At 59.6% G+C, this 11738-nt stretch carries 8 protein-coding genes; 3 read left to right on the top strand and 5 right to left on the bottom strand.

Annotated elements, in window-relative coordinates; translation table 11 throughout:
• The 4 genes from ABYT07_RS14795 to rfbC all read right to left on the bottom strand — a co-directional run.
• Positions 1–572 (bottom strand): sugar nucleotidyltransferase (locus tag ABYT07_RS14795; protein ID WP_372992811.1); only part of this gene is annotated, 572 nt, incomplete at its 3' end.
• 6 nt (positions 573–578) lie between these two features.
• Positions 579–1445: a dTDP-4-dehydrorhamnose reductase gene (rfbD, locus tag ABYT07_RS14790; protein ID WP_372992810.1), complete on the bottom strand. Its 867-nt coding sequence runs from the start codon at positions 1443–1445 to the stop codon at positions 579–581.
• Positions 1442–2479, bottom strand: a complete 1038-nt coding sequence (gene rfbB / locus ABYT07_RS14785; protein WP_372992809.1) for a dTDP-glucose 4,6-dehydratase — start codon at positions 2477–2479, stop codon at positions 1442–1444. Before rfbB ends, rfbD begins: the two co-directional genes overlap by 4 nt.
• Positions 2480–3046, bottom strand: coding sequence for a dTDP-4-dehydrorhamnose 3,5-epimerase (gene rfbC / locus ABYT07_RS14780; protein ID WP_372992808.1), 567 nt, complete (start codon positions 3044–3046; stop codon positions 2480–2482). It abuts the gene before it with no gap.
• A 173-nt stretch (positions 3047–3219) separates the two neighbouring features.
• Here rfbC and mnmH point away from each other — a divergent pair, with 173 nt between their 5' ends.
• Complete coding sequence (gene mnmH, locus ABYT07_RS14775; RefSeq protein ID WP_372992807.1) at positions 3220–4266, top strand: tRNA 2-selenouridine(34) synthase MnmH; 1047 nt, start codon at positions 3220–3222, stop codon at positions 4264–4266.
• Here the strand turns inward: mnmH and selD are convergent.
• Positions 4259–6427, bottom strand: a complete 2169-nt coding sequence (selD, locus tag ABYT07_RS14770; protein WP_372992806.1) for a selenide, water dikinase SelD — start codon at positions 6425–6427, stop codon at positions 4259–4261. The genes mnmH and selD overlap by 8 nt on opposite strands.
• 140 nt (positions 6428–6567) lie before the next feature.
• On the opposite strand from selD, the gene ABYT07_RS14765 reads away from it, so the two are divergent.
• Together ABYT07_RS14765 and ABYT07_RS14760 are read left to right on the top strand one after the other, a co-directional pair.
• A complete protein-coding gene (locus ABYT07_RS14765; RefSeq protein ID WP_372992805.1) occupies positions 6568–7797 on the top strand; it encodes an exonuclease SbcCD subunit D in 1230 nt (409 codons plus the stop codon).
• Positions 7794–11228, top strand: a complete 3435-nt coding sequence (locus ABYT07_RS14760; protein ID WP_372992804.1) for an AAA family ATPase — start codon at positions 7794–7796, stop codon at positions 11226–11228. Before ABYT07_RS14765 ends, ABYT07_RS14760 begins: the two co-directional genes overlap by 4 nt.
• Positions 11229–11738: the final 510 nt, after the last annotated feature.

Genomic DNA, 11738 nt, shown 5'->3' with positions numbered 1-11738 from the left:
GAGGCGGAACTGTCGAGGAAATAGAGGCCAGTGACGGCGTAGTTCGACGGTGGCACGGCGGGTTTTTCGATGATCTGGCGGGCTTGGCCACTTTCGTCAAAATCCACCACACCATAGCGTTCAGGGTCGGATACGCGGTAGCCGAAGACCGTGCCGCCTGTCGTTTGCGCATCGGCGGCGGCCAAAATCTCGGGCAGGCCGTGGCCAAAGAAAATATTATCGCCCAGAACCATGGCCGAGGGCGCACCATTCAGGAAATCCTCGGCCAGCAGATAGGCCTGCGCCAGACCGTCGGGGCTGGGTTGGGTGATATAGGTCAGCGACACGCCCCACTGGCTGCCATCGCCAAGCGCACGTTTGAATTGCTCCGCGTCCTGCGGTGTCGTGATCACCGCGATCTCGCGGATGCCGCCCAGCATCAGCACGGACAACGGATAGTAGATCATTGGCTTGTCATAGATCGGCAGCAGCTGTTTCGATACGCTTACGGTGATCGGATACAGCCGCGTGCCGGACCCTCCAGCGAGGATAATACCTTTGCGTTTGGGTGCCTGAGGCGTGGTCTGTGTCATGGGAAATCAGTCCTTGGAAAAATCAAGTTGGGTCAAAATCTGGGATAGGCTGTCGCGCCAATCTGGACGCGCGATGCCAAAGGCGGTTTGCGTGGCGGTGCAGTCCATCCGCGAGTTCAGCGGGCGCTTGGCGGGCGTCGGATACTCGCTTGAGGGGATGTCGGTGACGGCACAGGTGATCCCCGCCTGATCAAAGATCGCGCGGGCGAAATCGGCCCAACTGGTGTCGGGGGCACCTGCGAAATGGTAGATGCCGGCTTTATGCGGCTCTGACACAAGTGTTTGCGCGATGGTTACGCAAGCCTGTGCAATCTCGGCCGCACCGGTGGGGCCGCCGATCTGGTCAGCGACGATGGTAAGCGCATCGCGGTCCGCGCCAAGGCGCAGCATGGTTTTGACGAAGTTGTTGCCGTGGGCAGACACCACCCAAGAGGTGCGCAGGATCGCATAGCGGCCTCCGGCGGCTTCAATCGCAGTCTCTCCGTCTCGTTTGGTGCGGCCATAGACACCTTGGGGATCTGTGTGATCACCGGGCTGCCACGGGTCTGATCCTTCACCGGAAAAAACATAATCGGTCGAGATCGAAACGAAAGGGATGTCGCGGTTAGCACAGGCCCGGGCCATAGCGGCAGGGGCCACAGCATTGATCAGATCGGCAGTGGCCTGATCGCTTTCGGCCTTGTCCACGGCGGTGTAGGCGGCGGCGTTGATCACCGCATCGGGGGCGTGCGCATCAATCGCAGCAGCACAGGCGGCGGGATCAGTCAGATCGGCGGCGGCGCGGTCGAGGGCTGTGATCTCGACACCGGTCCCATTTAGTGCGCGCAGTTCGGTGGCGACTTGGCCGCTGTGGCCGAATACGAGAACCTTCATACTTTGCCTAACCGTTCACCCACGCCGCTGCGGTCCTGCAAAGCCCGCCACCAGTCTCCGTTGGCAAGGTACCAATCGACGGTGCGCGCCAACCCTTCTTCGACAGTCACGGATGGCTGCCAGTTCAGTTCCGTACGGATGCGCGTCGGGTCGATCGCATAGCGCTGGTCGTGGCCGGGGCGGTCCGTGACGAATGTGATCAGATCGGCATGCGGCGCACCTTCGGGGTGGCGATCATCCAGCAAGGCACAGATCATCTTGACCAGCTCCAGATTGCTGACTTCGTTTTCCCCGCCGATGTTATAGCTGCGGCCCAGTTCGCCCTTGGTCAGCACGGTCAGCAGCGCGTCGGCGTGGTCTTCGACAAACAGCCAGTCGCGCACATTGGCACCGTCGCCGTAGACCGGGATCGGCTCGCCCGCCAGCGCTTTGAGGATCACCACAGGCACCAGTTTTTCCGGAAAATGGAACGGCCCGTAGTTGTTGGAACAATTGGTCATGATGATCGGCAGGCCATAGGTCTCGCCCCAGGCGCGCACCAGATGGTCGCTGGCGGCTTTGGAGGCCGAATAGGGGCTGCGCGGATCATAGGGCGTGTCTTCGGTGAACTGCCCCGTGGGGCCAAGCGAGCCGAACACCTCATCGGTCGAGATGTGGTGGAAACGAAAGCCGTCCGGCTTGCCAGCGTTCTGCCAATAGGCGCGGGCGGCCTCGAGCAGGGTATAGGTGCCGGTGATGTTGGTCTGGATAAACGCGCCGGGGCCGTCGATGGATCGATCCACGTGGGATTCAGCCGCCAGATGCATCACCGCATCGGGTTGATGGTCAGCAAAGATCCGGTCAAGCGCTGCGCGGTCGCAAATATCGGCCTGTTCAAACGCGTAAAGCGGGCTGTCGGCCACGCTGGCGACGTTCTCAAGACAGGCGGCATAGGTCAGCGCATCGAGATTAACCACGCTATGCCCCTGCGCCACGGCCAACCGTACTACGGCCGAGCCGATAAACCCTGCACCCCCCGTTACCAATAACTTCATTTATACGCCCTCAAATGTGAATGGGCTGTCCAAATCAGCCAAACAGGGCGCTTTTGCGTCCTTATCTGACAAAACCGGCGACAAATCACCCATATCCCAGTGGATCCCGATGTCAGGGTCATTCCAGGCGACCGCCCCTTCGGTGGCCTGCGCGTAATAATCCGAACATTTGTAGATAATCTCGGTCTCGGGCGTGCGCGTGACAAAGCCATGGGCAAAGCCCGCAGGCACCAGCAACTGCTTGCCGTTCTCGAAACTCAGCTCGACCCCGAACCATTGGCCATAGGTGGGCGAGCCCTTGCGAATATCAACCGCCACATCGAACAGCGCGCCGCGCCCGCAGCGCACCAGCTTGTCCTGCGCATGGGGCGGTGCCTGAAAATGCAGCCCGCGAATTGTGCCCGGCGTCATCGACAGCGAATGGTTGTCCTGCACGAATGGAATGGTGATCCCGTGGTCGGCTAGGGCGCGGGCGCTATAACTCTCCGAGAAAAACCCCCGATGATCCCCGAAACGCGACGGCGTGATAACGACTACGCCTGAAAGGGGCGTCTGTTCAATCTGCATGGAAATTTCCCAACCGAACTAAAATAATGTGACGGTAGTACCCAAGAGTGAAAGGTCTGTCGATTGCTTCTGGGGTTTTGGCTTGCGATCAAGGCCGGCATTTATGTGGTTGGTGCTGGACGCTGGCACCTGAAAGGATAGAAACAAGCCTAGTCCCAGCCGGAAGGCCTGCAATGAAACTTCTGAAACTCAGCGCTTTGTCACAGATCGCCGATAATCCCGCTGATATGATTATCGACGTGCGGTCACCGTCGGAATTTGCGCAGGATCACATTCCCGGTGCGGTCAACCTGCCGGTGCTGTCGGATGATGAACGTGCGTTGGTTGGAATGATTTATACCCGTGAAAGCAGCTTTAAGGCCCGCAAAATCGGGGCCGCACTGGTCGCGCAGAACGCTGCGGCGCATTTAAAAGGACCGCTTGCGGATATGACGGGCGGGTGGCAACCCTTGGTCTATTGCTGGCGCGGCGGGCAAAGATCGGGGGCCTTTGCGACGATCCTTGATCAGGTCGGCTGGCGGGTACAATTGCTGGATGGCGGGTATCGCAGCTATCGTCGGCTGGTGGTGGGCGCGCTTTATGACACGCCGTTGCCGCACCGGATCACCTTGATCGAAGGGGGTACAGGCACAGCAAAAACCCGATTGCTGCATCATCTGGCTGCGGTGGGCGAACAGGTCGTTGACCTTGAAGGGTTGGCCAATCATCGCGGGTCGTTATTCGGGTCGCAATTGGGCGGCCAGCCTGCGCAAAAGATGTTCGATACAGGGCTTGCCCAAGCCTTTGGCAAGCTCGACCCAAACCGTATGACGTGGATCGAGGCGGAAAGCAGCAAGGTTGGCGCGCGGATGGTGCCATCGGCGGTCTGGCATGCGATGTGTGCCGCCCCGAGGATCGAGATTACAGCCCCGACAGCTGCGCGCGCGCGATTTTTAAGCACGGCATATCGTGATCTGACCAAAGATATCGGGCGGTTGCACAGTCAGATCGACCGGCTGCGGCCCTTTCATGCCGCCAGTACCATTGCCGCCTGGCAGGAGCTGGCCAATGAAGGCGATTGGGTGGCCTTGGCCGAGGCGTTGATTTCGGCCCATTATGATCCGCGGTACGCCAAGTCGATCGCGCGGTCTGACAAGGCTGTGCGGACGATTGCCCTTGAGGATCTTGAGGATGCGACACTTCTCCGGACCGCTCAGGACTTAGCGCAAACTGTCAGGTGACGGTGATCGGCCCTTGGCCTGCGTGCAAGGTGCCGATGATCCAGCCCTCCAGCCCCTCTTTTTTCAGTGCTCTTATCGCTTGGTCCGCGGCGCTTTGCGGAAGGGCGGCCAGCAATCCGCCAGCGGTTTGCGGGTCGTGCAAAAGCGGGTCGGTGATGCCGGTGGTCGGGGCGTTGGCGATGTTGGCGCTAAGCAGCGACGAGCCGGTACCGCCTTGAGACAGCGCGCGCGCACCTTGATACATCGGCACGGCGCTTTGCATGATTTCGGCACGCACGCCGGACGCAGCACAAATCGCCTGAATATGGCCCGCCAGACCAAAGCCTGTGACATCCGTCATCGCATGGGCATCACGCAAGATGTCGGCCTGTCGTGATTGGGGTTGCTGCATATGCTCAAGTGCGTTTGCGACATCGCGCCCTTGGGCTGTGCCATCCATATGGGCGGCCATGATCACGCCGGACCCGATGGGCCGGGTGAGCAAAAGCACATCACCCACCTGTGCCCCTGCGACGGTGATCGGCATGGTGTCGCGGGTGCCGGTGAGGGTGAAACCGATGGTCAGTTCTGCGCCCATCGTTGTATGGCCTCCGACCAAGGTGGCACCGGCTGCGGCGAAAACTTCCTGCGCTGTATCCGTGATTTCCCGCAATGTCCGCGCCTGAAGAACAGGGGACATGCGCGGCAGGATCAGGCTGGACAGGGCTGATTGGGGCTGTGCGCCCATGGCCCAGATGTCACCCAAAGCATGAACTGCGGCGATGCGTGTCATTTGTACCGGATCATGCACCATCGCGCGCAGGTGATCGGTGCTAAGCACTTGGAACCCGCCGCCGGGTTGGCGCAAGATTGCCGCATCATCGCCCGCCCCTGTGACCACATCGGGGTGCGCCAAGGGTGCAAGGTTTGCGAGGGCATCGCTTAGGATGCCACCACCCACCTTGGCCCCGCAGCCGCCGCACAGGGGTTTTTCCTGCATTATTTCTCGCGCGCCAAGGGCGATTTCATCTGGAATGGTTGCAGCAGGCATCGCGGGCAAGTTGCCAAGCTTGTCCATAAAGGTCCGGTCGATGTGGTCTTTCCAGCGCCACAGCAGGGGACCGGAAAAAGCGAGGCCAAATTTTTCGGCCATCGCCGATTTTCCACCAAGCGAGATCAGTTTGAGGTAGTTCTTTTGCGGCTTGAAGGTTTTTCGCGCTCCACCAGTCAGGGCGGCACGCAAATTGTGGTGCAAAACGGGTGCCGCGCGCACAGCGAAAACGCCCGCTTTGGGACGCGGAGCAAAAGGCATCGTGGCGCAATCGCCCACGGCAAACAGGCTGGGGTCGCCCTTGACGGACAGGTCGGGGGTGGTTTCGATAAACCCGTCGATCAGGGGCAGATCGGTTTGGCCCAGCCAAGCATGGGGAAACGCCCCCGCAGCCCCGACGGTAAACGAGGATTGCACGGGGTCTTGCGACCCAAGGATCACCTGATCGGCTTCGATCTTTTCGACCGTGGCATTGATGCGCAGGGTCACACCAGCATCGTGCATCGCCTGCAAAAGACGGTGGCGCGCACGCCCCCCCACGCCAGAGATTTGCGGGCCAGCCTCGATCACGGTCACTTGGGCGGGGTTGCCTGATTGCTGCAACGCATGGGCCATTGCCAGCGACAACTCGCAGCCCGCAACACCACCACCGATGATGGCGATTTTCGGGGCGACGGACCCTGTTTTGACGGCATCTAGAAACGCACGCCAACGGCGCGCATAGATGTCCAGCGGCTTGGCACCCACGGCATGGTCCGAAAAGCCGGGGATGTCCATTTGCGCCGTGATGCCGATGTCGATCGATCCCACATCATAGGCAATCGGCCCTTGCCCTTCGACGATGATCTGTCGGGCTTTGCGGTCGATATCGGTCGCGTGGGCCAAAATCAGCCGCGCGCCGGCGAAACGGCACAGCCGTACCAGATCAATCTCGAGGGTGTCGCGGGTATAATGACCGGCAATATGGCCGGGCAACATGCCTGTATAAGGTGCGGTCGGGCCGGGGTTGATCACGGTCAATCGGGCACCGGGCAGCGGGTTCATGCCCCATTTGCGCAGCACCAGCGCGTGGGCATGGCCGCCCCCCACCAGCACAAGATCTTGGGTCAGGGGGATTTCTGGCGTTTTCATGGGGTTGCTTTCCGGGTTGGTCTGTTCTGTCTTAGCCTGTCGCAAGGGCAGGTCAAACCATGTAGCAGCGGTTGCAACCCAAAGTGATCTACGTGACAAAGGCGATACAGTTGTTTGATCTGCATAAAAGGCGCTTTTGATTGACCCTTCGCATTCTGCATACGGCTGATCTGCATCTGGACTCTCCGTTGCGGAGCCTTGCGATGAAAGATGACCGTTTGGCGGCGCAAGTGCGCAGTGCCAGCCGTCAGGCGCTTGAGGCAATGGTACAGTTTTGCATCGACGAAGATGTGCAGGCGTTTTTGATCGCTGGCGATCTTTACGACGGACAAGAACGCAGCGCCAAGACGGCCGCATATCTGGCGTCGCAGATGCTGCGGCTGGATGCTGCGGGGGTGCGGGTGTTTTACATCAAGGGCAACCACGACGCCGAAAACCCCATCGCAGGAGAGATCGCCTTGCCGCCGAATGTGCATGTCTTTGACGGGCGCGGAGGTGTGGTGCAACTGGGCGATCATCCCGTCTATATACATGGGGTCAGTTTTCGCGACCGTTTCGCCCCCGAAAGCCTGCTGCCGAAATATGCGTCACCCGTGCCGTCATCAGTGAATATCGCGATGATGCATACGTCGTTGAACGGGGCAGAAGGGCATGACCCCTATGCGCCATGTTCCATCGCCGATCTTGCTGGGGCAGGGTTTGATTATTGGGCGCTTGGCCATGTGCATAAACGGCAAATCCATGGCCAAGACCCATGGATCGTGATGCCCGGCATGCCCCAAGGCCGCGATATTGGCGAAGCCGGCCCCAAATCCGCCAGTCTGCTGACGATCGAAGCGGGGCAGATTTCGATTAGCGAAGTGCCAACGTCTATCGTTGAATTTCGCAGCTTTGATTGCAGCCTTGAAGGTGTCGAGACAGATGATGCCATCCGCGCGGCCTTGCGGGACGGGTTGCGCGCCCAAGCGGGCAGGGGGGCTGCGATCCTGCGGATACGATTGGTAGGTCAGACTGCTTTGGCGTGGCAGATACGGCAACTGGCCGATTTCTGGCGCGCCGAGATTGATACGCTGGCCGAAGGGATCGGCGGGCTTTGGGTTGAGAAACTGAGCATTGATCTGATGCCCCCGTCCAAGGTGGCAACAGACAGTGCCGTCGCTGAAGTGCATCAGCTGATGTCAGATATTTCGGCAGAGCCGGGTTTCCTTGAGGGGATGGGCAAAGAGCTTGAACAGGTCCTTTCGCTGCTGCCCGCCGAACGGCGCCGTGAAATCGCACCGGATGAGGCTGCGCAGGCGACGTTGTTGCGACATCTTTCCGAAGACGCTGTCTTGTCCATGGTGGCCAAGATGCGGGGGCAGGGCGCATGATGCGGCTGCGCCACCTGAACCTCGAGATGTTCGGCCACTTTACCGACCGCGCGCTTGATTTCGGGGCGGCACCGCAGGGGGGATCAGACTTTCACATCGTCTTTGGCCGCAACGAGGCGGGCAAGACGACGTTGATGGAAGGGTATCTGCGCCTGCTGTACGGGTTCCCGCTGAACGAACCCTATGCGTTCAAACACCAACGCCCCAACCTGCGGGTCGGCGGCGTGCTGGACATTGACGGTGTGGAACATGCGCTGACACGGCTGCCGAAACGCTCAGGCAATCTGGTGGATGCAGGCGGGCAGGGGGTGCCCGACGGGTTGCTGGGTAATGCGCTGCGGGGGCTGTCGCAAAAGGAATACCAGCAACTGCTGTGTCTTGATGATGAAACCATCGAAGCGGGTGGAGAAGAGATCACCAAAAGCAAAGGCGATATTGGCAAATTGCTGTTCTCGGCTGCGGCGGGGATCAGCGACCTGTCCCAAGTGCTGGACGAGGTACGTTCTGCGAACCGTCAGATTTACCTGAAAGGTGGCAGCAAATCCGATTTCGCCGAGCTGAAACGCCAGCATGACGAGATCACCAAGCAGATCAAGGATCATGACATCACCGCGCAGGCCTATCGCGGGTTGCGTGTGGCGCGGGATCAGGCTGTCACCACCGAAGATGGATTGCGCGAGCAGAAGAAAGACCTATCGCTGCGCAAACTGCGGCTTGAGGTTGTAGTAAAGGCCTATCCCTTGGCGGCTGAATTGCAGGCTGTCGAAACGCAGCTTGAACCGATTGCGCATTATCCCCGGACGCTCGATATCGAAAATGACCAACTGATCGCGCTGATCACGCGCAGGGTCGAACTGGTCGCTCAGCATGATCAGGCGGTGCAAGGCATTGCCAAGCTGACGGCGCAGCGCGACGATCTGAAGGCTGATCCGCAAAGCTTGGGGATCGCGGGGCGGCTTGACGCGCTTGGCACGTTGAAAAGTCAGGTCGAGGCGGGGCAGCTGGATCTGCCCAAACGCGAAACTGAATTGGCGCAGGAAATCGCTGATCTGCGGGCGCGCCTGACAATGATCGGGCTGAACGTGTCGGGTGACCTTGGCCGTTTTGTGCTGACCGATCCTGAATTGACCGCATTGCAACAGGCCCGCGATGGTTTGCACGATGCGCACAAGGCTTTGGCTGCCGCCCGATCCGAAGCCAGCACTGCCCAAGACAATCAACGCGAAGCCGCGCGGTTGGTCGACGAGGCTGCTGGCGATGTGACAGGCGACCCCGATCTGGAACGGTTGATCCTTCAGGCCGAGGCTGATGATATTCTGGATAGATATAGTGCGGCGGAACATGAACGGACCACAGCCCGTCAGCGGTGCACCGCATCTTTGCAAAAACTGACCCGTCAGGATGTGGTTTTTGATGCCGTACCAAATTTGCCGCTGACACCTGACCAAGCGCAGGCCCTTAGCGGTGATCTGGCGCAGGCCGCACTGGCGCTGAAATCTGCCAAGCAATCTGTCGCCACGGCGGCCGCGCGTTGGGATGCTGCAAAAACGCGGATGGATATCGCGCAGATGTCCCCTGATCTGGTCAGTGATGCAACAGCAGCGCAAGCCCGTGCTGCGCGAGATACGCTTTGGGCGGCGCATCTGGACGCGCTTGATGCCCCGTCCGCCGGGGCGTTCGAGGGCGCGATGCGCGAGGATGATCGGCAGAACCAGCTCCGTGCGGGTCAAAGCAAAGAGTTGGCCGAAATGCGTCAGGCAGAGCGTCTTGAGCTGGAAACCCGTAAAGACCATCAGGCGGCCTGCGAAACCTGCACCCAAGCGGAAGCGGACGTGAAGGCGTCGCGCGACCGGCTTGAGGCGCATTTACGGGCTGTCGGCCTGCCCGATACCCTATCAGCTGGTGACTTTGCCGCTTGGGTCGGAGATGCCCAAGTGGCCCGTGCGGCAGCTCAGGCGTTCACTTTGCTGCAAGACGCACAGCAGGCTGTCATAGAGCAGGCGGAGCACTTGCGCGGCGCGCTTTCCGCGAGCCTGAAGATGGAAGGCGCGTCCCTTGCCGGACTGATGAAGATCGCCAAGTCCCAGCTGACGCGATTGCAGGCCCAGCAACAGGCGCTGAAACTGGCCCAAGGTGCCTTGCGCACTGCGACCGCAGAAGCCGGACGGCGGGATGCATTAGAGCAATTCGCCCAGAACGAGGTTGAGCGCGCCCTGACCGCATGGCGCAAGGCTGTCGCTGACCATCTGCCCGATCTGGAAACCGATGTGGCATCATGGGATGGCGTCCAAGCGTTGCGTTCCGTGCGGGAGGCTGATGTTCGCATCCGCGGCTTGCGGCGCCAGATCAACGGCATCACGCAAGACAGCGCCAAGTTTCACGCGGAACTGGACGCGCTTGGGGTGGGGGCGGCCGATGCCCCCTTGCTGGATCGCTATGCCGGGATGCAAAATAAGGTTGCCGAAGCCGGGCAAGTGGCGCGGCAGATCACGGAACTCGACGAACGTTTGGCTGATCTTGAAGCGGACCGGACCAGTGCGGATCAGGCCCTGACGGTACTTGACGAACAGGTCGCTAGTTTGGCCGGCCTCTTTGACGATAGGATTCCAACGGACAGCCTTGAACACCTGCGCGCTGCGACCACCACCGCCCAAGAGGCAATTGCCCTGCGCAGCCGCATACAAGATATCCAGCGTACACTCATGAATACACTTGGGGTCGCGACCATAGACGAAGCCTTCAAGATATTGGAGAGCCATCCCTTAGAAGCGGCGCGGATCGCGTTGGATGACGTCACCGCAGAACTTGACCGCCTAGATCCCGAACTGGACCGCGCCATCGAAACCCGCACCGGCGCGCAGATCGCGTTTGACGCCGTGGGTGGGGATAATGACATCGCGCTGCTGACGGAAACCAAGCGGACGTTGGAAGAACGGATGCAGGCCGGGCTGCTGACATATATAGAAGGGCGCGTCGGGCATGACCTTGCCGAAGAGGCGATCCGCCGGTACCGCGACAGCCATCGCAGTGGCATGCTATCAGCCACCGAAAAGGCGTTCGGCGATCTGACCCAAGGGGCCTATAGCAAGCTGACGACCCAACCCGGGGCAGGGGGCGATGTGCTGATGGCTGTTCAGGCTGCCGACGGCGTATCAAAAGAAGCGTCTGCTATGTCGAAAGGCACGCGCTTTCAATTGTACCTTGCCCTACGCGCGGCCGCCTACGATCAGATGGCAGCAAATGGCACTGTGCTGCCATTCTTTTGCGATGATGTCTTTGAAACCTTCGACGAAGACCGCACCCGCGCGGCCTGTACCTTGATGCAGCGCATAGGGCGCACAGGTCAGGCGATTTATCTGACCCACCACCAACATGTAGTCGATCTGGCCCAAGAGGTTTGCGGTGATCAGGTAAAGCTGCATCTTCTGTAAGGTGATTCCGCCGAAGTTCGGGAATCACGGACCCGATTTGCTACGATTCCCGATCATATGAATCACTTTGAGGCCGCAAAATCCGCCTTCAGGACGTGACAAAGCCCAAATTCACCAACATCAGCCTGAGGGCGGCATAAATCTGGACGTCAAAAGGCCAGTAAAACAGGCGTTTATTGCAGTTTTTTGACTGAATTGTAAAAAATAGAAAAAAGGGGTTGCGGGTATTTGGAAGTAACCTTAGAACGCCCCTTACCGGAGACGCAGCGATGCGGGTTTGGAGCGCTAGACGGGACGGACGGAGCTGAGAGGTTTTGTTGGTTTACGTAGCGGAGAAATTCTGAGGCATTGAGGCGGGGCGCGCTGGAGTTTACGGCGCATCTTGGTTTCTTTTGTCTCGACGCTCTTTGAAAATTAGATATCTGAAGAGATATGTGGGCGGTTTGGTTCATTCGATGGATCAACCTCTACATATCGCGCTCCTAGGACTTTGGTTCGATGATGGAGTGT

It is taken from the genome of Sulfitobacter sp., from assembly GCF_041552635.1.
Classification (GTDB): Bacteria; Pseudomonadota; Alphaproteobacteria; order Rhodobacterales; family Rhodobacteraceae; genus Sulfitobacter.
The sequence above is the reverse complement of the archived record's forward strand: the minus strand, read 5'-3'. Positions and strand labels throughout refer to the sequence as shown.

What these genes read in the sequence shown, in the direction of transcription:
- ABYT07_RS14760 (WP_372992804.1), top strand. Translation starts at nt 7,794, where the DNA reads ATGATGCGGCTGCGCCACCTGAACCTCGAGATGTTCGGCCACTTTACC.
- rfbD (WP_372992810.1), bottom strand. Translation starts at nt 1,445, where the DNA reads ATGAAGGTTCTCGTATTCGGCCACAGCGGCCAAGTCGCCACCGAACTG.
- rfbB (WP_372992809.1), bottom strand. Translation starts at nt 2,479, where the DNA reads ATGAAGTTATTGGTAACGGGGGGTGCAGGGTTTATCGGCTCGGCCGTA.
- mnmH (WP_372992807.1), top strand. Translation starts at nt 3,220, where the DNA reads ATGAAACTTCTGAAACTCAGCGCTTTGTCACAGATCGCCGATAATCCC.
- selD (WP_372992806.1), bottom strand. Translation starts at nt 6,427, where the DNA reads ATGAAAACGCCAGAAATCCCCCTGACCCAAGATCTTGTGCTGGTGGGG.
- rfbC (WP_372992808.1), bottom strand. Translation starts at nt 3,046, where the DNA reads ATGCAGATTGAACAGACGCCCCTTTCAGGCGTAGTCGTTATCACGCCG.